This window comes from Afipia sp. 1NLS2 (assembly GCF_000178995.1).
In the GTDB taxonomy this organism is placed as follows: Bacteria; Pseudomonadota; Alphaproteobacteria; order Rhizobiales; family Xanthobacteraceae; genus Afipia.
This window is the reverse complement of the sequence record NZ_ADVZ01000001.1, coordinates 1,398,044-1,421,604: the sequence shown is the minus strand read 5'-3', so window position 1 is coordinate 1,421,604 and position 23,561 is coordinate 1,398,044. Positions and strand designations below refer to the sequence as shown.

The window sequence follows — 23,561 nt, the reverse complement described above, 5'->3', positions numbered from 1 at the left end:
GGAGACGGTCGTTATGATTTCCAACGTCAAGGTGCTTGAACGCGAGCGTAGTATGACGGATGTCTCGGAGCGGCCGGATCGCGCCGAGGTGGAAGATGCGTTCCGCACCATCATCCGCTGGACCGGTGACGACCCGAAGCGCGATGGCCTGATCGAGACGCCGAGTCGCGTCGCCCGCGCCTTCGAGGAATTTTTCATCGGCTACAGCCAGAACCCGGTGACGGTGCTGCAAAAGACCTTCGAGGAAATCGAAGGCTATGATGAAATGATTACGCTGCGGGGCGTTCGCTTCGAGAGCCATTGCGAACACCATATGGCGCCGATCGTCGGCAAGGCCTGGGTCGCCTATATCCCGAACGGCCGTGTTGTCGGCATCAGCAAGCTCGCCCGCGTCGTTGAGATCTACGCCAAGCGCCTGCAGATTCAGGAGAAGATGACCGCGCAGATCGCCAACACCATCAATGACGTGCTCAAGCCGCAAGGTGTTGCAGTGCTGATCAAGGCGCAGCATCATTGCATGACGACGCGTGGCATCCACAAGCCCGGCACCGATCTCGTCACCAGCCGGATGCTCGGCTGCTTCCGCGACAACCCGGCCACGCGGCAGGAATTTTTGAGCATGACCGCGGAGCGGGACTAGTGTCCCGAATCCGAAGTTCGCCTCATCGTGAAGCAGTTTTCGAAGCGAACTTCGGATTCGAAAAGACACTAGCAAATCTATCATTCTAGTGTGGTTTAGGTTCGGAAGTTCGCTTGAAAGACTCGCGGAGAAAATGAAGCGAACTTCTGAACCACCACACTAGGCTCAACAGCGGAGGTAGTTGCCATGCAGCAGGATGATGCACCCAAAGGCCCGGATCTCGCCGGCGGCGTCGAGCTGGCGCAATTGTCCGACGGCAGGTTGCTGGGTCATGTCGGCGACGAGGAAGTTCTGCTGGTCCAGTCCGGCGACGACATCTTCGCGGTCGGCGCGCACTGCACGCACTATCATGGGCCGCTTGCGGACGGACTGGTCGTCGGCAACAGCATCCGCTGCCCGTGGCATCATGCCTGTTTCGATCTGCGCACCGGCGAGGCGACACGGGCGCCGGCTTTTGACCCGATCGCACGGTTCAAGGTGGAGCAGCGCGACGGCAAGGTGTTTGTCGGCGACAAGGTTGCGCCCTGTCCGATCAGGCCGCGAAGCCTGAAGGAAACGCCGGAAAAAATCGTCATCGTCGGCGGCGGCGCGGCGGGGTTTGCCGCGGCTGAGATGCTGCGCCGTGAACAGTTCGCGGGCGAGATCGTCATGCTGTCGAGCGAGGCCGAAGCGCCGGTCGACCGCCCCAATCTGTCGAAGGATTATCTTGCCGGCAGCGCGCAGGCGGACTGGATTCCGCTGCGCTCCGGGGACTTCTACCGTGATCTGAAAATCGATCTGCGGCTTGGTGTCGAAGCCGACAGCATCGATGTCGCGGGCCAGGCGGTTGTGCTGAAGGATGGCGCGCGGCTGGCCTATGACAGGCTGTTGCTGGCGACGGGCGCGGAGCCGAATCGCCTTCCGGTGCCCGGCGCGGATCGTCCCAATGTGCATGTGTTGCGTACGCTGGCCGACAGCAATGCGATTATCGCCAGTGCGAAGGATGCGCGCCGCGCGGTGGTGATCGGCGCGAGTTTTATCGGGCTGGAGGCTGCGGCGTCACTCCGGGCCAGAGACATCGAAGTCCATGTCGTCGGCCCCGAGAAAATTCCGATGGAGCGGGTGCTTGGTCCCGAGATGGGCCGGTGCGTGCGTGCCCTTCACGAGGAGCATGGCGTGATCTTCCATCTGGAAGAAGGTGTCAGCGCGATCAACGAGCGCGGCGTCGTGCTCAAGAGCGGCGAGGTAATTGCGGCGGATCTCATCGTGTCCGGCATCGGTGTCAAGCCGCGGCTTGCACTTGCGGAGAAGGCCGGACTCACGATCGATCATGGCGTTGTCGTCGACCGCACTCTGCAAACCAGCGCGCCCGGAATCTATGCGGCGGGCGATATCGCGCGCTGGCCGGACCCACATTCAGGTGAGAACATTCGCGTCGAACATTGGGTGGTGGCGGAACGTCAGGGACAGGTGGTCGCGCGCAACATGCTCGGTGCTCGCGAGGTGTTCGATGCCGTGCCGTTCTTCTGGAGCCAGCACTACGATATTCCGATCAACTATGTCGGCCATGCGGAAAAGTGGGATGAGATCGTCGTGCATGGTGAGATCATGGCGCACGATTGCCTCCTCGAATACAAACTCAACGGCAAGACGCTGGCGGTGGCCTCGATCTTCCGTGATGCCGACAGCCTGAAGGCGGCCGCCGCGATGGAGGAGGGCCGCGCGCCGGTATGAGGCGCCGGGCTGAAAATAATTTTCAAATTTGCGTAACCTTTGCCGCGCGACTGCATCCAATGGACATACGACCTCGTGTCGTCGTCCGCCGTTATTCCACGGCGGCCACAGGAGCAGTACCATGTTCGCCAAATTCAGCGCGGCTCTCGCCGCTGTTTGCCTTTTGGGCACACCCGCTTTCGCGCAGGGCGCGAAGCTCACCGATCCGCAGATCGCCCACATCGCCTATACCGCGGGCGTTATCGATGTCACGGCCGCCAAGCAGGCGCTGTCGAAGTCGAAGAACAAGGAAGTGATCGCCTTTGCCAAGGACATGGTTCGCGATCATGAGGCGGTCAACAAACAGGCGCTCGATCTCGTCAACAAGCTGAAGGTCACGCCGGAAGACAACGACACCAGCCGCGCGCTCACCAAGCAGGCGGCGGACAAGCAGGCTGAACTCGCCAAGCTGAGCGGCGCCGCCTACGACAAGGCTTATGTCGCGAACGAAGTGGCCTTCCATAAGACGGTCGATGGCGCGCTCGAGAAGCAGCTCATTCCCTCGTCGAGCAACGCCGAACTGAAGAGCCTGCTGGAAACCGGCCTGAAAATTTTCGAAGGCCATCTGCAGCATGCCGAGCACACGCTCGCGGATTTGAAGTAACGCGTCATCCCTGCCACGAGCGAAAGGAAAATAGCATGCTTTCGGCGCGCTATTGGCTTGTGCCCATGGTTGTCGCGACTGTACTCGGCAGCGCTTCGGCGCATGCCGAGACGGTGCGCGTGACCATCGACAAACTGGTGTTTTCGCCGGGGGTGGTGAAGGCCAAGGTCGGCGACACCATCGAATGGGTCAACAACGACATTCTCGCTCACACCGCGACGGTGAAGGGTGACTGGGATGTGCTGATTCCGCCGAAGAAGTCGGCGACGCTGGTGATCAAGAAGGCGGGAGAGGTCGAGTACTACTGTCGCTTTCATCCCAACATGAAAGCCAAGATCGACGTCACGAACTGACGCCGCTCAGGAAACGGAAGATTCGACTCGCTTGAAGCGGGCGCCTCTGGCCAGCATCACGCCATTGGCGCCCGCGATCCCCAGTTCGAGGCTTTCGGCGATGCGCCGCGCGCGCTCCATGAAGTGCTCGGCAGCCTTCGGCGTGCAGAGATCGTTCACGGTCTCCTGGAACAATTGCAGCCAGCGGTCGAAATGCTGCGCGTCCACCGGCAGCGGCAGATGCTTGCGCATCGGCTGGCCGTGATATTCCCCGCTCATCAGCGCGACCGAGGACCAGAACGCCTTCATCTGGCGCAGATGCGGACCCCAGTCGGCGATGCGCGTGTTGAAGATCGGGCCGATCAGCTCGTCGTTGCGGACACGGGTGTAGAACTCGTCGACGATGCGATCGATCAGGGCTTCGTCGATTCCCGTCTCGGCGCGGATCGCGCTGGTAATCTCGGCGCGCCGTTCGGCCGCTGACATGACAGGTTCCGACATCATTTACCCTTGATCTAATGATGCATCCTATATGCATCTTTCTAAGGAAAATCAACCCGCTGGCCAGGGTTCCGCGGTCAACAGGGCGATATCGGCGCCCACCCGCAGGTCGTCTTCGGCCCCCAGCGTGTGCTTGCGGATGTTGCCCGCCCGGTCGATCAGCACCAGGCTCGGCGTTCCGGTCATGCCATAGGCCGCCATGGTGTGGGGGATCGGCGTGCCGTCGCCGGGCCGGTCGACCGCGACCGGAAAATCGACGCGGTATTCATGCAGAAATGCCTCCAGCGCGACGGGCGTCATGGCGGCGTGATGCTCGAACACCGTGTGAAGTCCGATCACGACAACCTTGTCGGGAGAGAAGATATTGGCAATGCGCTGGGCCTGCGGAATGCCGGCCTGAACGCAGCCCGGACACAGCATCTGGAAGGCGTGAAGAACGACGACCCGGCCGCGCAGTTCTTCGAGCGTCAGCGGCGCGGCGACATTGAACCATTGCGTGACGGCAAGTTCGGGAGCGGGGGTCATGACGGCAACCTCATCGGCAGCCGAGCATAACGCCAAACGCCTTGTCCGGCCACTTTCGGTTATTTCCGGGCGAGCATGTGATCGTGCAGCACCATGCCCGCAGCCATCGCGGCTGCGAAGACGAAGGGCGTCGTCAAGCCGATCGAAAGTGCCGTCACGGCGGGGCCGGGGCAGAACCCGGCGAGCCCCCAGCCCGCTCCGAAAACGGCAGAGCCGACAACGAGCCGCGGATCGATGATGGTGGCTGTTGGGAGATGAAAGCAATCATCGAGCGCAGGCCGCGCCAGCCGTCGCTGGATCGCCATGCCGGGGAGCGCCACCAGCAATGCGCCGCCAAGCACGAAGGCGAGGCTCGGGTCCCAGTGGCCGCTTGCGACATTGAGAAAGCCGATCACCCGCGCGGGATCGACCATGCCGGATAGCGACAATCCAAATCCGAAGATCGTGCCTGCCGCGAAAGCGACGAGAAGACGGAGTAGAGCACTCATCGCCATGCGCCCATGGTGGTTGCGACGATGATTCCCGTTGCCAGAAAAACCGATGTCGCGACAAGCGAGCGTTTCGAGAATCGTGCCAGCCCCAGAATGCCGTGACCGGAGGTGCAGCCCGATCCCATGCGGGTGCCGATGCCGACGAGAAGGCCTGCGAGCACGAGGATCGAAGTGGAGGCGGCAATCGTCACCGGCGGCAGGTGCCCGGTCACGGCTGCATAAAGCCACGGCCCGCACAGAAGCCCGGCAATGAAAGCGGCATTCGTTCCGATCTGCTGGCCGTCGAGCAGGCGGCCGACGATGCCGCTGATGCCCGCGATCCTGCCGTTGACGAACAGCAGAAGCATGGCGGACAGGCCGATCAGCATGCCACCGATCAGCGATGGCCAATAGGATATCATCGCCGTTTTCCTTTCCGGCAGTAGATCGCATGCAGGGCTTCGATCAGTTGCGCGGCCTTGGCCTCCGTCAACCGGTAGAAGATCTGCTTGGCCTCGCGCCGCGTCTTCACCACGCCGGCGTCGCGCAGGATGCCGAGCTGTTGCGACAGGCTTGGCTGATGAATGCCAAGCCGCTCTTCAAGCGCGCCGACGGAATATTCGCCTTCGGCAAGCGCGCAGGCGAGTGCGAGGCGGCCCGGATGACTAAGGGTTTTCAGAAGCGCCGCCGCCTCGTTGGCGTTGGCTTCGATATCTGTCGGGGGCGGGAAAGCCCGCGCCGCTGCTCCCGCGCGGCTCACCATGCCGATCCCTCCAGCGCATCGAGCGGAAACTTGAGGTAGCGCCTGCCGTTGGCTTCGGGTTCTGGCAGGCGCCCGCCGCGAATGTTGACCTGCAGCGCGTGCAGAATGAGCTTTGGCATCGGCAGGATCTTGTTGCGTGCTTCGCGCAACTGGATGAACGCGGCCTCGTCGATTCCGGCAATGTGAGGATTGGCGTGCTTCTGTTCGCCGACGGTGCTTTCCCAGCGGGCATGACGCCCATGGGGCTGGTAGTCGTGGCCGGTGAACAGGCGCGTGTCGTCCGGCAGCGCCAGAATCCGCTGGATCGAGGCCCACAATGTTTGCGCGCTGCCGCCGGGAAAGTCGGTCCGCGCCGTACCGGAGTCCGGCATGAAGATCGTATCGTGCACGAAGGCGGCATCGCCGATCACGTAGGTGATCGAAGCGAGTGTATGGCCCGGCGAAAACAGGATGCGCCCCTCGATCGTGCCGATCCTGAAGGTGTCGCCATGATTGAACAACCGGTCCCATTGCGATCCGTCGGCGGGAAAGTCGGGCCAGTTGTAGATGGCCTTCCATAACTTCTGCACGTCGGTGACATGCGCGCCGATTGCGGTGGGCGCGCCGGTTTTTGCCTTGAGATAATGCGCGGCGGAGAAGTGGTCGGCGTGGGGATGGGTGTCGAGAATCCATTCCACCGTCAATCCCTCGCTGCCGATATAAGCGAGGATCGCATCGGCATTCGTGGTGCCGGTTGCGCCGGACTTCTCATCGAAATCGTAGATAGGATCGATGATGGCGCAGCGTTTGGTGGCGGGGTCGGAGACGACGTATTGGATGCTGCCGGTGCGGACGTCATAGAAGCCCTTCACCGCCGGCTTGTAGGCCGACTGGCGCGCGAGCCAGCGCGCCGCGCGGGAGAGATCGAAGCCGCGCGCCTTGCCGAAGGCCTCGACCTCCTCGCGCCGCATCCGTCCGTCGAGAACCTCGCCGAGAACGTAGAGCGTCAGCACGCGCGTGCCGCCCTTGCAATGGGCGTAAACCGGGCCGTCGGCTGAATTCATCGCGTGCTGGAAGGCGCGGATATCAGCTTCGGTGATCGTCGAGCCTGTGACGGGTAGGAACGCGTAGCCGAGCTTGGCATCGGTTGCCGCCGCATGCTCCGCACTGTTGCCGGGCTGGGCCGCATCCTCGCCATCGGGACGGAGGTTGATCAGGGCGGCGTAATCCCTTGCGATATCGGCGAAGCTGCCGATATCGGGCTGGCTTGCAACCGTCAGACGGTCGGTGATCTTCACGGCGCTCATGGGGTCTCGCTGAATTCATCAATATACAATCTATTAAACTATATATTGTTGGAACGCCAGATTTAATTATGCGCTCACGGAAATGTCAGGCTGGAACAGGCAGCGCCTCGACCCGGCGGGCGGAGGCGGCGATGGCCTCGCGCGACAGGGTTCCCCTTGCGACGGCCTCCTCCACCCATTGCACGGCATGCAGAGGGAAATTGGGGTCGTGATCGGTGACGTTCTTCACCATGATCAGATCGTTGCCGGCGGCGAGGGCCGCGATGAACGCCGATTTGCGGTCCATGTCTTTGGCAAGCGCGGCCATGTCGATGTCATCGGTCATGATCACGCCTTGAAAGCGCAGCTTCTCGCGCAGCAGCCCGGTCGTGATCCGGCGGGACAGTGTTGTGGGTAGACGTGGGTCGAGCGAGGTCAGTTTCAGATGCGTGCCCATGATGAGGTCGACGCGGCCGTTGTTCATGAGGGCCGTGTATGGCTCCAGGTCGCGGGCCGACCAGGTTTTGGTGATGTCGGGAAGCTCGTCGTGGTTGTCTTCCATGACGTTTCCATAACCGGGAAAATGCTTCAGGGCGCACACGATGTGCGAGGCATGGAAGCCGTCGATGAAAGCGCGCGCATAGGTGGCGATGATATTCGGGTCAGACGAAAAGGCGCGTCCGAATTTTGCGATTGCCGGATTTCCGGGCGCATAAATGTCGATCACCGGCGCGAGGTTGATGTTGAAACCGGTCGCGGCAAACTCGGCGCTGACCTGTGTGTACAAATGGAGCGCCTCCGACGGGCTCATGCGTGCCGGAATATCGAACGCTTTTGGAATGCGCCTGCAGCCGTGAATCGGGATCAGCCGCTGGACCAGGCCGCCTTCATGATCGATGGCGAGGCGCAGGCGGGGCCGCGCGGCCTTGAAGCCTGCGACAAGGTCCTGAAGATCCCGATTGGACCCGACATTATCCTGGACGAAAAATACCGAGCCCACATGGCCATGACGAATGTGCCGGGCCAGCCGGATGGCGGAGGGCGAATGGGGGTTCGACCCGGCAAAGCCGACCATCAACAGGGATGCAACGTCGGAGGCGAGGGAAGCGGGTGGCTGAGCCGCCTTTGCCGCAAAAGTAGCAACGCCAGCGGCAGATGCTATAAAGGCACGGCGGCTTATCCGTGAATTGAAACGCGGCACTCAATCCCCAATCAGGCACATGATACGCTCTCACATTAAACCTGAAGCGTTACGAACCGTCGATAGTGGCAAGGACACACAGAGGATTGCGCTGTACCGATCCCTGCCGGTTACGCGGTAACGGGAGAGGCTCCGATGGAGTCCAGCCGCGACATACGCGTTGCAGAGGTCCGGGCGGCTGTCGCGCGGTTCCTGCATCTCGAGGATGAGCCTCAGCCGGTCGATCTGAGTTTCGTTCTGGGCAGCGCCACGCCTTCGAACATCGATCCCGCGATTGATCTGTTCAAGGCCGGGCTGACGAAGCGGATATGGATTTCCGGGAAGGGCCCCAAACCCCGGCGATGGCGGCCTTTCAAGAAAAACAAGGCCGAGCCGGAAAGCAGGATCTATCAGCGCATCGCGATCGAGCGCGGCATTCCCGCGGAGGCGATCTGGGTCGAGGATCGCTCCAGCAACACGCTGGAAAATTTTGTCTTCTCTGCGGAGATGATCGAGGCCGCGTTCGGCTGGACCAATATCCGCACGGTTTCCTTGACCGCGAAGCCCTATCATATGCGGCGCGTGCTGATGACTGCCCTCAAGGTCTGGCCGGCGCATCTGCGCTATGTGATGCGGCCGTCTTACGCCGAAGACGACCCGCCGCTGGACGTTTGGTGGACATCGCCAGTGGGTCGCTACTGGGTGATGAAGGAACTGCAGTCCATCGGCGCATATGCCATGAAAGGGGACATCGAGGGCTTTTAGGTGCGTGATCTTCCCCAGCACATTCACTTGATTGGCATCAACGGCTCCGGAATGACCGGGCTTGCCGAATATCTGGTCGGCCTTGGCAAGACGGTGACGGGCAGCGACCTCAATGCGCCGCATGATGGTTCTCTCGTGCAGAAGGGCGCCACGGTTTTTCACGGCCATCATGCGGATCACGTCAACGGCGCCGGAATGGTGGTTTACAGCGACGCCATCCCGTTCTCGAACCCCGAGCTTGCCGAAGCGCGGCTTCGGCAGATTCCGATCGCGAAGCGTGCCCAATGTCTGGGGTTGCTGCTTGAACATTCGCGCGCGGTGGCGGTGTCCGGCTCGCATGGCAAATCATCCACCACGACGATGATCGCGAACATCCTGCGCGCGAGCGGACAGGATGTCTCCCATGTCGTCGGCGCGCCCTCGGAATGTCTCGATAATATCCAGGGGCGGTGCGGCGCATCGGACATCTTCGTGGCCGAGGCCTGCGAGGCATTTCAGAATCTCGCGCCGTTGTCGCCGGACATCGCGCTGATCCTCAATATCGACGACGATCATATCGAGCATTATGGCTCGGTGGAAAAACTGCACGGCGCGTTCCGGGATTTCGCCGGGCGAATCCGCAATGGCGGCGCGCTGATCGTCAATGGCGAGGATGCGCGGGCGCGGGACATCGCGGCAAGTGCAATCGCGCCGGTCACGACGTTCGGCTTTGCCGCCGGGTTTGATGTTCATGCCGCTCATATCGCAATGGACGGTGGCGGCTCGACATTTTCCGTGATCGCTTATGGCGCAGAACTTGGAACCCTGCGGCTGAAGGTGCCTGGCCGGCATATGATCGGCAATGCGCTGGCGTGCGTTGCCGCATGTCTCGCGCTCGACGTGTCGTTTGCAGGAATCCAGCGCGGTTTCGAGCAATTCACCGGCGTGTCGCGGCGATGGCAGATGCACGGGGAGGTCCATGGCGTCCGCCTGATCGACGATTATGCGCATCACCCGACGGAGCTGAGAGCCTGCCTGGAAACCGCAAGGCTGATCGCCGCTCATTCCGGGAGCCTTTGTATCGCGTTTCAGCCGCAACTTTATTCGCGCACGCGGCGCCTGCTTGGCGAATATGTCGAAGTGCTGAAAGGGTTCGACCGCATCGGACTCGTTGAAATCGACGGCGCCGGTGAAAAGAACACGTTCGGCGTCAGCGTCCATCATCTGGCGGATACATTGCGCGAGGCCGGGAAGACAGTGTGCGCCTTCCCGGATGCCGGAGAACTGCTGCAGAACATATCGAGCCTTGCCTCGACGGGCGACACGCTGATCTTTGCCGGTGCGGGCAACATCCGGCAGGCGGCGACGGATTTCGCAAAGGGCGGATTCGCCTTAGCGCCGGTGCCGCAATCAGGCGCGCTGCCCGATGCTGCGAACGAAACTGCATCCCTGACCGGGAAGGTGCGGGCTTTTTCCGTTCCGGAGGACGACGCTGGCGAGCGCAAGATGGGCTGGCTCGGCCATGCTCGCCCGAAGACCGTGCTCGATTTTTTCAATCGCCATGTCAGGCGACGCCCCGATGCGCCTGCCGTGTCCGGCGAGGCTGGAACGCTGACCTATCGCGAGCTGGATCGTTCGGCGGCGCGTCTTGCGGTGATCCTGCTGGAACAGGGCATTCAGCCCGGTGCGGCCATAGGCGTGTCGCTTTCGTCATCCGTCGAACTGATTATCGCGATCGTCGCCATCGCGAAAATCGGCGGCGTTTATCTTCCGCTCGATTCCAGTCTGCCGCCCGAGCGGGTGAAGTACATGCTCAAGGCTTCGCATGCGTCGCTGCTGCTGACGCGGGCGCAATCCGCACACGATCTGCCGGCCTTCGGAGTGAGGCGAAGCTATATTGAGCAGTGGCTACGTGAAACCCCGGTGGGAAATCCTGATCTGGAGAGCCTCGCGCCACGTGGCGGTGATGCTGCCTATATCTGCTTCACATCGGGCTCAACCGGCAGACCGAAAGGCATCGCGATCTCCCATCGCTCGCTGTTTCTGTTGTGCAAGGACATCACGAGGCGATTCAAGGTCCGGCCCGGCGCGCGGGTGTCGATCAACACCTCGATCAGTTTCGACATCTCGCTTGGCGAAATCTGGATGTCGCTCACAGGCGGCTCGCAGGCTTGCGCGACCGACTGGATCAAGCCGCTGGTCGGCCAGCGTCTGGCCGATTTCATCAACGACAAGAAGATAACCCATCTGTCGGTCACGCCGAGCATCCTGATGAGTGTCCCGGTGCAGACGCTGCAGTCGCTGAAATGCATCGTTTCGGTGGGTGAGGCATTGCCGGAAGTTCTGGTGAGGCGATGGGCGAGGGGCCAACACCTTATCAATGCCTATGGCCCGACCGAGGCGACGATCTATGCGACCGCCGCTCTGTGCCGCAGAAAGCGGCCGGTGACGATCGGACGGCAGCTTGGGCATGTGCGCGCCCTCGTTCTCGATCAAAACCTTTCGCCGGTGGCGAGAGGCGAGATCGGCGAGCTGTGTCTTGAGGGGCCCGGTGTCGCACGGGGCTATATCGCGGGCACCGAGGGCAGCTCGAACAATTTCGTCGCGAGGGGTGAAGTAGGGCGCGAGACCGTTCTGTACCGCACCGGTGACATGGTTCGCAAAGATCGTTGGGGCCGCCTTCTCTATCTTGGCCGCGCCGACAATCAGATCAAGATCAACGGCAACCGGATTGAACTTGAGGAGGTCGAGTCCCGCCTGAGGGAAGCCCCCGGCGTGCGCGATGCCGTCGTCTGTGTTCAGACCGCGCGCGAGCAGAAGGATTTGATCGGCTTCGTCGTGCTTGAGGCGGACGCAGACCTGCAATCGATCCGCGCACGCCTATCGTCATGGCTTCCGGAAGCGATGCTGCCGAAGCAGATCATCGAGGTGCCTGAAATCCGCCTGACGCCGAGCGGAAAGAAAGACCGGAACTGGGCGCTGACGAATTTCGGCAGGCGCGCGGTGAGCCGGCCGATCTATGCTCCGCCGGAAAAGGAGATTGAAAGGCAACTGCTCGGGATCTGGAAAGCGGTGTTGGCGTCGGAATTCGATCTGGGCTTGTCCGATTCGTTTCACCGCCTTGGCGGCGATTCGCTGCAGTTTCTGCTGATGATCGAGGAGGTCGAGCGCACGTTTGGCGTGCGGGTGCCTCCCGGTGCGTTTCACGCCGGCCTCAACGCGCTGGAAATGGCGGCTGCCATCGAAACCCTGGCGCAGGACAAATCCGGCGACCTGCCTGCGGATGGATCGTTCGAAAGCGGGCTTCTCTACAAGCGGCTGAAGCAGTTGACGTTCGGCTGGGGCGGCGAGCGGAAAACGCCCGGCTCCCTCATCATGTCGCATGTCTCGCCGCGCGCTCGCTACCAATTATTCATTTGCGTGCAACTCGATGAAGAAATCGAGATGCTGGCGCATGCCTTGGGGCCGGATTTTTCCGTGCACGGCATGCGCTCGGGCAGTCTCATGATGGAGTACAGCGAGGCGCAGGTGACCGCATTGGCCGAATATTATCTTCAGGAGATGTTGCCCCTGTTAGACGGCGGTGAGATTGTGATGGCGGGCATTTGCCAGGGCAGCCTGATCATGCGCGAGATGACGCTGCGTCTGACGGAGCTCCATCAGCCGCCGAAATTGTTCGCCGTGATCGAACAGGCACGGCTGTTCGCCTACCCCGGCCCTATCGCATTCTTCTATTCGGAAGACGGCTTCCTCAACCCGATGCGGCGGTTCGAGAGCGAGCTGGAGCGTTACGACCAGATTTACGGCGATTCCTACACCGTCGATCTGGTGCCTGGCGTCCACGGCGACTTCCACCGCGAGCCGAACGTGCATCATTTCGCCCGCGCGCTGCGCGCGCGGCTCGATGCCGCGCCTGCCGCCCGAGCCGGACAGCGCGTGGGACAATTTAGCTAAATTGTTGAATTTGCTGGCGCACCCGACACGATTCGAACGTGTGACCTTTGCCTTCGGAGCAATTTAACCTGCCCTTCGACGCTTTTCGATGGGTTTCGCTCCGATGCGCTATGTTACTGTAATAACTAAGCAAATTGAAAAACCGGCTCGTCCGGCGTACTCTCGGACACGCTCCGACTCGCGTCCGGCTGCTTACGTGGTGCTTACGCGAGAAGGGGAGTTTGGACGGGAGAATTCCCATGGCTAAGCTCACAAAGCGCCTCGTCGACGCTGCCGAGTCCCGCGAGAAAGACTACGTCATCTGGGATGACGAGCTACCAGGTTTCGGGCTCCGCGTCTTCGCTTCTGGCAAGCGCAGCTATGTCCTTCAATACCGGGCATTGGGTCGCTCGCGCCGCTACACCATCGGTTTGCATGGCGTCTGGACTGCCGAGAGTGCGCGACAGGAGGCGAAGGTTCAGTTGGGCCGTGTTGCCCAGGGCGACAACCCTGCCGAGGAACGCCAACTCGATCACAAGGCGATCACGGTCAAGGAGCTCTGCACGCTTTACGTCAACGACCTGAACGCAGGCCTTATCCTTGGGAAAGGCGGGCGGCCCAAGAAGCCGACAACCATCGTTACGGATACCGGACGCATCGAGAGGCACATCATCCCGCTCCTGGGTACGCGCCGCGTGAAGGACCTGACCAAGGCCGACATCAACAAGGTCCTGAAGGACATCATGGCCGGCAAGACGCGAGTGTCTGTCAAGACAAAGAAGCTGCGTGGCAAGGCCATCGTCCGTGGCGGCGCCGGAACGGCGACACGCACGGTCGGGCTCCTTGGGGGCATTCTCACCTACGCCGTCGAGGCCGGTATCATAGCGATCAATCCTGCCCATGGCCTGCGAAAGCCGAAGGACAACGTCCGCACCCGCCGGCTCACCGAAGCGGAATACCGGACGCTGGGCGAGATGCTGCGCACAGCCGAGAAGGAGGAGAAGTACGCGACGACGGTGGAGATCATTCGTCAGATCGCACTGACCGGCTGCCGCCGCAGCGAGATGATCGGGCTGATGTGGACCGAAGCGGATACCGATCGAAGCTGCCTACGGCTGGTCGACAGCAAGGAGGGAACGTCGGTCCGTCCTATCGGCTTGCCCGTTGTCGAGTTCCTCGAGGCACGTCGGGAGACAGCCTCCGGTTCATATGTCTTCCCCGGCTATGGCGACGACAATGCGTTCGGCAGTTTTCCGAACCATTGGGAGCAGGTCTTCAAGGGCTCGCCGCTCTCGGATGTCACGCCCCACGTCTTGCGACATAGTTTTGCGAGCATCGGCAACGATCTCGGCTTCACCGAGGTGACGATCGCGGCGCTGGTCGGCCACGCCAAAGGTTCCGTCACCAGCAAATACATCCACACGCTCGACACGGCCCTCATCATGGCTGCGGACACGATCGCTGGCTACATTGAGGGCCTGCTCGACGGGAAGGAATTCAAACAGACCGCATACGCGCTCGATCGCGATTCGCGAAAGGCCGCGCTTACGCGGTTCCTACAAAAGGCCGCCGGCGAGGAGATTACAGTTGCGGAAGGTGAGCGGCTTGCTGCCTAGTTGCGCAGCGCACTGAAGAGCTGACCATATTGATCCGCGGGACACATCCTATGCAGGCTTGTCGAGTGTCGATTATCACTATACGGTTGCCCGCTCAGGCAAACGCCAATCGATGGGGCCGATGCATCCAGGATCAGTGGTTCGGCAGGAATGCCTTGATAGGCACGGGCTCAGCGTAACCGACGCCGCGCGCGTCCTTGGCGTTGGTCGCCAGACCCTGAGCAACCTGCTCAACGCGCGTTCCGGCATCTCGCCTGAAATGGCCATCCGGTTAGAGAAGGCGTTCGGGACACCGGCCCGGGAGTGGCTGATGCGGCAGCTCGAGCACGAGTTGGCCGAGGCGATTCACAAGGCCGACAGCATAGAGGTGCAGCCCTTTCCTGGCACCCCGGACGAGATGCGGGGACGCTCATGAACGCGGTCGAAATTGAAGAAGCCATTTCCGCACTGGCGGAGCGACCCTTCGACGCCGAGGAGTTTCCCTACGCGTTTCTGGAGGCCTTCGGAAATAAGGAGACCACGCTCAAGCGCCTGCGCAAGGGCGAGTCCAACAAGTCCGATCTGGGCGGTGTACTTCAGACGAACAACATCCATATCGCGACCTGTAAGCCGGGTGACGTGACGCGTACGCTGGAAGCGTTGAAAGCGAGCCCAGCCACGGCGCGGGCGAAGGCGCGTTTCGTGTTGGCGACCGACGGCGACCTGTTCGAGGCGGAAGACCTCACCACCGACGACGCGCCGATCTCCTGCACCTATGCCGATTTCCCGAACCACTTCGGCTTCTTCCTCCCGCTGGCGGGGATCACCACGGTCAAGCAGGTCCGCGAAAGCTCGTTTGACATTCGCGCAACGAGCCGTCTGAACCGGCTCTACGTCGAGTTGCTGAAGGACAATCCCGAGTGGGGCACCGCGCAGCGCCGACACGACATGAACCACTTCATGGCGCGGTTGATCTTCTGCTTCTTCGCGGAGGACACTGAGATATTCAACGGCACTCGCGCCTTCACGTCGGCCGTTGAGACGATGACCGCGAAGGATTCGGCCAACACGCATGAGGTGATCAGCACGCTATTTCGAGCGATGAACACCAAGATGGAGGAGCGCGCCGCCGCCGGCGTTCCGCGCTGGGCCGAGGGCTTTCCCTATGTGAACGGCGGACTGTTTTCCGGCAGCACCGATGTGCCGCGCTTCAGCCGCATCGCGCGATCATACCTGCTGCACATCGGCAGCCTCGATTGGAAGAAGATCAACCCGGACATCTTCGGGTCGATGATCCAGGCGGTGGCCGATGATGACGAGCGCGGCACGCTCGGCATGCACTACACCAGTGTTCCGAACATTTTGAAGGTGCTGAATCCGCTCTTTCTGGATGATCTCCGTGAGAAGCTCGATGAAGCTGGCGAGAATGGGCGCATGTTGCTCAACTTGCGCAAGCGCATGTCTAAGATCCGCGTGTTCGATCCGGCCTGCGGTTCGGGCAATTTCCTTGTCATCGCCTACAAGGAGATGCGGGCTATCGAGGCGGAGATTAGTCGCCGCCGCGATGAGGCCGATCGGCGCACAGAAATTCCGCTGACCAACTTTCGCGGGATCGAACTGCGCGATTTTCCGGCCGAGATCGCGCGCTTGGCGCTCATTATCGCCGAATACCAGTGCGATGTGCTCTATCGCGGCCAGAAAGAGGCCTTGCGAGATTTCCTGCCGCTTGATGCGCAGAACTGGATCACCTGCGGCAACGCCCTGCGGCTCGATTGGCTGAGCATCTGCCCGCCGACAGGAACGGGCGTGAGGCACCACGCCGACGATTTGTTTCACACGCCGCTCAATCAGGCGCAGATCGATTTCGAGAATGAGGGCGGCGAGACTTACATTTGCGGAAATCCGCCGTACATCGGCGGAAAGAAACAAAGTGCTGAACAGAAAAGCGACCTCGCGGCCATTTTTTCCGGAGGGCAGCATAAAAACTTAGATTACGTATGCGGGTTCTTTGTGAAAGCTTGCAGATTCATAGATTCTTTTGACAAGGCTGCATTAGTTACTACTAATTCGATCAATCAAGGCACCCATGTCCCCGTGCTCTGGCCAGAGGTTTTCCGAGCCAATTGCGAGCTGGAGTTTGCATACGCGCCATTCAAATGGGCGAACAACGCGGCGAATAACGCCGGCGTTTCCTGCACAATTTTGGGTCTGAGAGTACGTAAGCCAGGCTCCAAATACATATACAACGGAAATACCCGGCGCGAAGTGTCCAATATCAGTCCTTATCTCGTCGAGGGACCGGATCGGATCGTGCAGTCGGAAACGAAGCCAATTTCTGGTCTCTCCAAGATGATCACTGGCAACGCTGCATATGACGGCGGCCACCTTTTTCTTGATAGCCGCGAGGCCCAAGCACTTCGAGGCAGCTTCCAAGAAATTAGCGGTAATATCCGATCTGTCTTGGGCACGTCGGAGTTCATTGACGGCATTTTGCGGTTTTGCCTTTGGTTTAACGACGACGAACTCGACTTCGCGGCCTCGCATCCTGCCGTGGCTCCTCGCATTGCATCTGTGCGCTCCTATCGCGAGACTGGTGGCGATGTCGCTAGGACATTAATTTCTCGTCCTCACCAATTCAGGTATCGGCACGAAGCAAAGCACTGCCAAATACTTGTACCACAGGTATCATCGGAGCGCCGGGAGTACTTGCCAGTTGGGTATCTGAGCAGTGACGCCATAATAACACATCTCGGTCACGCAATTTACGATCCCACGCTAGTCGATCTGTCCGTGCTGAGTTCAAAGCTCCATTTGACGTGGGTCTCGACGATATGCGGCAAGCTGGAAACGCGCCTGCGCTATGCTAGCAATCTGGGTTGGAATACGTTTCCGCTACCGATATTGACTGATAAGAACAAAGTTGATCTCACTCGCTGCGCCGAAAATATCCTTTTGGCCCGAGAGGCATATTTCCCAGCGACGATCGCCGAGCTTTATGATCCAGCGACCATGCCGGACGACCTCCGTGCAGCTCACGACCGTAACGACGAGGTACTCGAGCGCATCTATATCGGTCGTCGATTTAAGAACGACACCGAACGACTCGAAAGGTTGTTCGACCTTTACATCAAAATGACGACAGGATCGAGCAAGGCAACCAGAACCCCTGTGGCGGCAACATCATGAACGACTATGTGTTGTTTCAGATGTGGGGTCCATTTCGGCAGTCTCTGATTGCCAGCCACCTCTTCTATGTCGAACAGGCGAAAAGGCGCTTACTTTCGCAGTTTGAAGACATCGAGGCCGAAGCCGACAAGGCTGCCGAAGAATGGCTTCAGCGGAGCAGCGGACGTTTTGATCCTGATCGGCATGACGCCGGAGACTTCTACGAAGCTGCCAACGACGCCGGCATCGAGTTCTATACCCTTTTAAGTGATATGCGTGACCAGACCCGCCTGAGCGTCGTCGCGGGCATGTTCCATGAATGGGACAAGCAACTGCGCGATTGGCTAGTTCGAGAAGTGCAGCATTGGCACCAAGGGAACGTCGCGGCGCAGAAAGTATGGTCGGCTGATTTCGTGCAGATCGCGGAATTGTTGGCGAGCGTTGGTTGGGAGATCCGTTGCACGGACTACTTCCAAATGCTTGATGCGGCCCGTCTCGTTGTTAACGTCTATAAGCACGGTAAGGGAAAGTCACTTGAGGATCTCAAGCAAAAGTATCCTGACTACCTCGATGACCCGTTTCGTGGCGCTGCATTCTCAAGCGTGGAGCATCGCGACCACACGCATCTAAAGGTAAGTGACGAGCAATTTCAGGCATTTTCAGATGCGATCGTCGCGTTCTGGCAAGCGGTGCCAGAGAACATATTCGAGTCAAAGGTCAATGACGTGCCCGATTGGTTTGGCAAGGCCATCCTGAAAGACCGCACCGGCCACAACCAGGCGAGCAAACAATGATCGACAACACGCCAAAGTCAGTCCCCTCCGTTTCGGTTAAATATGCCAGCAACGGCAGTTCAACCAAGGCCAACGAGTTCGGCATGCGGCCGATGCAGGAGCGCGCATTCGAGAAGCGTGGCGAGCAATATCTGCTAATTAAGTCGCCGCCAGCCTCGGGCAAGAGCCGCGCGTTGATGTTTATCGCGCTCGACAAGCTGACCAATCAGAGCGTCAAGCAGGCCATCATCGTCGTGCCGGAAAGGTCCATCGGCTCTAGCTTTCATGACGAGCCGCTGAGCAAGCACGGCTTCTGGGCGGACTGGCACGTTGAGCCGATGTGGAATCTCTGTGACGCGCCCGGAAACGACAATGGTGGCAAGGTCAATTCGCTCGGCGCGTTCTTTGAAAGCGACGATAAGGTGCTGGTCTGCACTCATGCGACCTTCCGGTTCGCCGTCGACAAATTCGGGGTTGAAGCTTTCGACGACCGGTTGATCGCGGTGGACGAGTTCCACCACGTCTCGGCCAATCCCGACAACAAGCTCGGCCTGCATCTGGGCGATTTCATCACCCGCGACCGCGTCCATATCGTCGCGATGACCGGCTCCTATTTCCGGGGCGACGCCGAGGCGGTGCTGGCGCCGCAGGACGAAGGCAAGTTCGAGAGTGTCACCTACACATATTACGAGCAGCTCAATGGCTATCAATATCTGAAGCAGCTCGACATCGGCTATTTCTTCTATTCGAATTCCTACGCCGACGACATTCTGAAGGTTCTGAACCCAGCCGAGAAGACGATCATCCACATCCCTAACGTCAATTCGCGCGAGAGCACGAAGGACAAGATCAAGGAGGTGGAGCACATCATCGAGGAGCTGGGCGCCTGGCAAGGGACCGATCCGGCCACCGGATTCCAACTTGTCAAGACTCCGGAAGGCCAGATCCTGCGTATTGCCGATCTGGTCGATGACGATCCAGCCAAGCGGGATCACGTATCCGCCGCGCTGAAAGATCCTACGCAGAAGAACAACCGCGATCACGTCGACATCATCATCGCGCTGGGCATGGCGAAGGAGGGCTTCGACTGGATCTGGTGCGAACATGCGCTGACGGTTGGCTACCGCTCCAGCCTGACCGAGATCGTGCAGATCATCGGTCGCGCCACCCGTGATGCACCGGGCAAAACCCGCGCGCGCTTCTCAAACCTGATTGCCGAGCCTGCCGCCGCCGACGACATCGTGACCGAAGCGGTGAACGACACGCTGAAAGCGATCGCGGCGAGTCTGCTGATGGAGCAGGTTTTGGCCCCTCGCTTCGAGTTCAAGCCGAAGAATCCGCAAAACGAGCCGACGCCGGGCTTTGACTATGGCCAGGGTGGCTACGATCCGAGTAAGTGCAACGTCGGCTTCAACGAGGAATCCGGCAAGTTCCAGATCGAGATCAAAGGCCTCGCGACGCCAAAGAGCGAGGAGGCGACGCAAATCTGCCAAGAGGACCTGAACGAAGTGATCGCGGCCTTCGTGCAAGACAAGACGGCGATCGAACGTGGTCTCTTCGACGAGGAACTCGTCCCCGAGGAACTGACCCAGGTCCGCATGGGTAAGATCATCAAGGACAAGTTCCCACACCTCGACGCAGAGGATCAAGAAGCCGTGCGTCAGCATGCTGTGGCGGCGTTGAATCTGACCCAGAAGGCGAAGGAAGTCGCGGCGGGCAGCTCGCTCGGCGAGGAGAGCGCGAATACCGCCTTTGTCGATGGCGTGCGCAAGTTCGCGATGGACGTGCGGGAGTTGGACATCGACTTGATCGACCGGGTCAATCCATTCGGCGAAGCCTATGCCATCCTCGCCAAGACGATGAGCGAGGAAAGCCTGAAACAGGTTGCCGCGGCGATTGCCGCCAAGCGCACCAGCCTGACGCCCGAGGAGGCGAAGGTGATCGCGAAACGTGCCGTTGAGTTCAAGCGGGAGCGCGGGCGTCTGCCGTCGATCAGCTCGGCCGACGCCTGGGAAAAGCACCTGGCAGAAGGCGCTGCCGCGTTTGTCCGTTTCAAGGATGAGGGCCGCTATGATTGATCTCGACCTTGATGAGCTGCGTTCGGAGCTCGACGATTTCGCGCAACCGGAAAAGAAGGGCGGTCGTTCGCCTCGCGAGGAGCGCATCATCGCGGGCTTTGAGGAGATTCAGCGCTTTGTCGAGAAAAACGGCCACGCTCCGCGCCACGGCGAGGATGGCGATATATTCGAACGGCTTTATGCTGTGCGGCTCGACCGACTGCGCGCGCTCGAAGAATGCCGGTCCCTTCTCACACAGTTTGATCACCAGGGACTGATTACATGTGCGCCCATAGCGTCGTCTGGCCCGCCTGCTGACTCGATGGATGAGGAAGAGCTGCTCGCCGAACTGAAGGGCGCGGCCGGTTCATCCGACATCACCAAGCTGCGCCATGTGCGCACCAGTGCTGAGAAGCGCGAGGCCGAAGAAATCGCGAGTCGCGAGAAATGCGCGGATTTCGAGAGATTCAAGCCCCTATTCCTACAGGTGCAGGCCGATCTTGAGAGCGGGCGCCGGACCACAAGACCCTTCGTCAAGGATGCGGGTTTCCTGAAAGCCGACATTCAGGCCGGGCAATTCTTCATCCTTGGCGGCCAGACCGCTTATGTGGCGGAGGTTGGAGAACTGATAAAGGCGCCAAATGGCGAAACCGACGCGCGGCTCCGGGTGATCTATTCCAATAGCACCGAGAGCGACCTGCTGCTGCGATCGCTGCAGCGCGCCCTCTACAAGGATGACGCTGGTCGACGTATTACCGAGCCAAGCGCCGGCCCGCTATTCGACGAGCAGACTGGCGATGGTGATCAGGCCAGCGGCACGATCTACGTGTTGCGGAGCAAGTCCGACCACCCTCTGGTCGCAGCGAACCGCGAAATCCTGCACAAGATCGGCGTGACGGGTGGTAGCGTCGAACGGCGCATCGCTAACGCTCGGCTCGATCCAACCTACCTCATGGCGGATGTCGAGATCGTTGCGACTTACGAACTCTACAATATCAACCGGGCCAAGCTCGAATTCTTGATTCACAGGGTCTTTGGCGGGGCGCGCCTTGACGTCGAGATCATGGATCGCCTCGGTCGACCGATCGTGCCGAAGGAATGGTTTCTAGTGCCCTTGTTCGCCATCGATGAGGCGGTAAACCGGATCAAGGACGGCACGATCACCGATTACGTCTATAACCCGAATACCGCCCGGCTCGTAGAACACGGCGCGCAACCACCGCTGGGAAAATTGACATGAGCAATGTCAACGTCAGGCGGTTGGTCGAGAACATCCGTTCCGGCACCAATATCTATACGCCGCTTGTCGAAATCGTCGTAAATGCGATTCAGGCTATCGACGCGAAGGGCATACCGAATGGACTGGTAGAAATCGAAGTCCTTCGAAACGGGCAGGCCGACGTACTCGACCGCCTTGATGACGTTGATGGCTTCGTTGTCAAGGACAACGGCATAGGCTTCACAAAGAGCAACCGTGACGCCTTCGACACCCTCTACACCGAACAAAAGATTGCGGACGGCGGCAAAGGATTTGGACGCTTCACCTGTCTGAAATACTTCGACCAGGTGAAAGTATCCAGCACCTTCGCCCAAGGTGATGCCTTCCGTGATCGCGTCTTCAAGATGGGTTTGGATAAGGACATCATCGTTGATGAAAAGGAAAGCGCGTCCGATGCGCACGCGACGGGCGCAACCGTTGAGATTTCCGGCATCAAGTCAGTAAGATTTCCCGACAAGAAACTGGAAACGATCAGCCGGGTCATCGTGGAGCGGTTGCTGCCCTATTTCGTAGATAAGGAGCGGGTCTGCCCGCGCGTCGTGATCCGAGACGCGAATAAGCCGACCGATTCTATCTCCCTCAATGACTATCTGGGCAAGGCAAACAGCCAAATCGTCGAAATGAAGGTGGGCGAAGGCACGTTTTCTTTATCGGCGAATGAAGATGAAAAGTCCTTTCAGGTCCGCGTGTTCAAATTCTTCGCGCCACGAACGGCGAAGAGCAAGGTGAGTCTTGTCGCGCACCGGCGAGAAGTGACGGACAATCCGCTCGAATCATACATTCCCGAATTCGCGGAAGAGTTTTTCGAGCCGGGGCCGGATCAGGATTTGGCTAAGGGGCGCAACTTCGTCATCAAAGCCTATGTGTTCGGCGACTATCTGAACGACAACGTGTCCCTCGAACGGGGCGAGTTTCGCTTTCAAACCGACACCGACCTTTTGAACGGCATATCTCAGAATGACATCGAACAAAAAGCCGCCGAGCTCGTGCAGTCGGTGGTGGGCGCGGAGATCGCCGCAAGGAAGAGGCGCAAGGAAGTGCGCATCTCCGAGTACGTAACCAATGACGCGCCCTGGCATCGCATCCTTGCAAAAGAGGTGGATTTCAGCGTCCTACCCATGAGGCCGTCAAATCAAGACATCGAGCTTCATCTACAAAAGAAGAAATATGAGAAGGAGGTGGCGACACGAACGCAGGTCACGGCGCTACTGAACTCGAAGAACCCGGATGAGCTTGGTGAGAAGATCTCGCAGTTGATCGAGAGTATTTCCGATAGTAGCAAGAACGACCTGATTCACTACGTCTCCATGCGAAAGTGCGTTCTGGACCTGTTTTCCAAGTCACTAGAAATCGGAGCCGACGGAAAACACAAATCCGAAGGCGAGGTGCATGACGTCATCATGCCGCGCAAAAAAGACTCTGAGGAACTGAACTATGATGCGCACAATCTTTGGATTCTGGATGAGCGACTGAATTTTACGTCCTACGTTTCGTCTGACAAACCCCTTAAATCAGCGAAGGGGGACCGCACGGACCTAACTATCTATAATCGCCGCGTGGCGTATCGGGGGGACAATGAGTCCAGTAACCCCATTACGATTTTCGAATTCAAGAAGCCCCAACGAGACGATTTTGCCGATCCATCCTCCAAGGAAGATCCGGTTCAGCAGATCATCCGTTACGTCAATCAAATCAGGGAGGGCAAGTTCAAGACCCCGACCGGCCGTGACATCCTGGTCAACGACACAACGCCCTTCTACGGCTATGTCGTCTGTGATCTGACCAAGAAGGTCAAGGGCTGGCTCCAAAAGGAGAAGAACTTTACCCCTATGCCCGATGGCCTGGGATGGTTCAACTGGTTCGGCAACATCAGCCTCTATATGGAAGTGGTTAGCTGGACGAAGCTGCTCCGTGACGCGGAAATGCGGAACAAGATATTTTTCAATAAACTCGGCATAGATTGAACGGGTCACGACCGACGAA

The 23,561-nt window shown here is 59.6% G+C and carries 20 protein-coding genes; 13 read left to right on the top strand and 7 right to left on the bottom strand.

The genetic code is table 11. The annotated features are described in order from the left end of the window. Positions 1 to 13: 13 nt before the first annotated feature. From folE to AFIDRAFT_RS06960, 4 genes are all read left to right on the top strand, one after another. On the top strand, positions 14 to 640 hold the full coding sequence (gene folE / locus AFIDRAFT_RS06975) for a GTP cyclohydrolase I FolE (protein WP_009338401.1): 627 nt from the start codon (positions 14 to 16) through the stop codon (positions 638 to 640). A 186-nt stretch (positions 641 to 826) separates the two neighbouring features. After that, positions 827 to 2,353, top strand: a complete 1,527-nt coding sequence (locus AFIDRAFT_RS06970) for an FAD-dependent oxidoreductase (protein WP_009338400.1) — start codon at positions 827 to 829, stop codon at positions 2,351 to 2,353. Positions 2,354 to 2,474: 121 nt separating this feature from the next. Next, positions 2,475 to 2,996 (top strand): DUF4142 domain-containing protein, encoded by a 522-nt coding sequence (locus AFIDRAFT_RS06965; protein WP_009338399.1) that lies wholly within the window; start codon positions 2,475 to 2,477, stop codon positions 2,994 to 2,996. Between the two features lie 35 nt (positions 2,997 to 3,031). Further along, positions 3,032 to 3,349 carry a cupredoxin domain-containing protein gene (locus tag AFIDRAFT_RS06960; protein ID WP_009338398.1) on the top strand — a complete coding sequence of 106 codons (318 nt, stop codon included), beginning with the start codon at positions 3,032 to 3,034 and terminating at the stop codon, positions 3,347 to 3,349. A 6-nt stretch (positions 3,350 to 3,355) separates the two neighbouring features. Here the strand turns inward: AFIDRAFT_RS06960 and AFIDRAFT_RS06955 are convergent, their stop codons facing one another. From AFIDRAFT_RS06955 to AFIDRAFT_RS06925, 7 genes are all read right to left on the bottom strand, one after another. Further along, positions 3,356 to 3,814 carry a group III truncated hemoglobin gene (locus AFIDRAFT_RS06955; protein ID WP_009338397.1) on the bottom strand — a complete coding sequence of 153 codons (459 nt, stop codon included), beginning with the start codon at positions 3,812 to 3,814 and terminating at the stop codon, positions 3,356 to 3,358. Between the two features lie 66 nt (positions 3,815 to 3,880). After that, on the bottom strand, positions 3,881 to 4,354 hold the full coding sequence (locus tag AFIDRAFT_RS06950; protein WP_009338396.1) for a redoxin family protein: 474 nt from the start codon (positions 4,352 to 4,354) through the stop codon (positions 3,881 to 3,883). Positions 4,355 to 4,413: 59 nt separating this feature from the next. Further along, positions 4,414 to 4,848 (bottom strand): YeeE/YedE family protein, encoded by a 435-nt coding sequence (locus AFIDRAFT_RS06945; protein ID WP_040297874.1) that lies wholly within the window; start codon positions 4,846 to 4,848, stop codon positions 4,414 to 4,416. Then, positions 4,839 to 5,246: a YeeE/YedE family protein gene (locus tag AFIDRAFT_RS06940; RefSeq protein ID WP_009338394.1), complete on the bottom strand. Its 408-nt coding sequence runs from the start codon at positions 5,244 to 5,246 to the stop codon at positions 4,839 to 4,841. The genes AFIDRAFT_RS06945 and AFIDRAFT_RS06940 overlap by 10 nt, the downstream gene beginning before the upstream one ends. Further along, a complete protein-coding gene (bigR, locus tag AFIDRAFT_RS06935) occupies positions 5,243 to 5,587 on the bottom strand; it encodes a sulfite-sensing transcriptional repressor BigR (protein ID WP_009338393.1) in 345 nt (114 codons plus the stop codon). Before bigR ends, AFIDRAFT_RS06940 begins: the two co-directional genes overlap by 4 nt. After that, the gene (blh, locus tag AFIDRAFT_RS06930) at positions 5,581 to 6,873 is read right to left on the bottom strand and encodes a bifunctional sulfur transferase/dioxygenase Blh (RefSeq protein ID WP_009338392.1); all 1,293 of its coding nucleotides are present in this window, start codon (positions 6,871 to 6,873) and stop codon (positions 5,581 to 5,583) included. The genes bigR and blh overlap by 7 nt, the downstream gene beginning before the upstream one ends. 85 nt (positions 6,874 to 6,958) lie before the next feature. Continuing rightward, a complete protein-coding gene (locus AFIDRAFT_RS06925) occupies positions 6,959 to 8,053 on the bottom strand; it encodes a glycoside hydrolase family 3 N-terminal domain-containing protein (protein ID WP_283804985.1) in 1,095 nt (364 codons plus the stop codon). 135 nt (positions 8,054 to 8,188) lie between these two features. Here AFIDRAFT_RS06925 and AFIDRAFT_RS19100 point away from each other — a divergent pair, with 135 nt between their 5' ends. The 9 genes from AFIDRAFT_RS19100 (at position 8,189) to AFIDRAFT_RS06880 (ending at position 23,542) form a co-directional block, all read left to right on the top strand. Next, complete coding sequence (locus tag AFIDRAFT_RS19100) at positions 8,189 to 8,797, top strand: YdcF family protein (RefSeq protein WP_009338390.1); 609 nt, start codon at positions 8,189 to 8,191, stop codon at positions 8,795 to 8,797. Then, on the top strand, positions 8,798 to 12,730 hold the full coding sequence (gene murC, locus AFIDRAFT_RS06915; RefSeq protein ID WP_009338389.1) for a UDP-N-acetylmuramate--L-alanine ligase: 3,933 nt from the start codon (positions 8,798 to 8,800) through the stop codon (positions 12,728 to 12,730). Positions 12,731 to 12,969: 239 nt separating this feature from the next. Continuing rightward, positions 12,970 to 14,325, top strand: a complete 1,356-nt coding sequence (locus AFIDRAFT_RS06910) for a tyrosine-type recombinase/integrase (RefSeq protein WP_002717994.1) — start codon at positions 12,970 to 12,972, stop codon at positions 14,323 to 14,325. Between the two features lie 58 nt (positions 14,326 to 14,383). After that, a complete protein-coding gene (locus AFIDRAFT_RS06905) occupies positions 14,384 to 14,740 on the top strand; it encodes a HigA family addiction module antitoxin (RefSeq protein WP_244597766.1) in 357 nt (118 codons plus the stop codon). Beyond that, complete coding sequence (locus tag AFIDRAFT_RS06900) at positions 14,737 to 17,490, top strand: class I SAM-dependent DNA methyltransferase (RefSeq protein WP_002717996.1); 2,754 nt, start codon at positions 14,737 to 14,739, stop codon at positions 17,488 to 17,490. The genes AFIDRAFT_RS06905 and AFIDRAFT_RS06900 overlap by 4 nt, the downstream gene beginning before the upstream one ends. Next, the gene (locus AFIDRAFT_RS06895; RefSeq protein ID WP_002717997.1) at positions 17,487 to 18,263 is read left to right on the top strand and encodes a hypothetical protein; all 777 of its coding nucleotides are present in this window, start codon (positions 17,487 to 17,489) and stop codon (positions 18,261 to 18,263) included. The genes AFIDRAFT_RS06900 and AFIDRAFT_RS06895 overlap by 4 nt, the downstream gene beginning before the upstream one ends. Continuing rightward, positions 18,260 to 20,320 carry a DEAD/DEAH box helicase gene (locus AFIDRAFT_RS06890; protein ID WP_002717998.1) on the top strand — a complete coding sequence of 687 codons (2,061 nt, stop codon included), beginning with the start codon at positions 18,260 to 18,262 and terminating at the stop codon, positions 20,318 to 20,320. The genes AFIDRAFT_RS06895 and AFIDRAFT_RS06890 overlap by 4 nt, the downstream gene beginning before the upstream one ends. Continuing rightward, entirely contained in the window at positions 20,313 to 21,539 is a 1,227-nt protein-coding gene (locus AFIDRAFT_RS06885) for a GIY-YIG nuclease family protein (protein WP_002717999.1), read from the top strand. The genes AFIDRAFT_RS06890 and AFIDRAFT_RS06885 overlap by 8 nt, the downstream gene beginning before the upstream one ends. Further along, positions 21,536 to 23,542 (top strand): ATP-binding protein, encoded by a 2,007-nt coding sequence (locus tag AFIDRAFT_RS06880; RefSeq protein ID WP_002718000.1) that lies wholly within the window; start codon positions 21,536 to 21,538, stop codon positions 23,540 to 23,542. Before AFIDRAFT_RS06885 ends, AFIDRAFT_RS06880 begins: the two co-directional genes overlap by 4 nt. Positions 23,543 to 23,561: the final 19 nt, after the last annotated feature.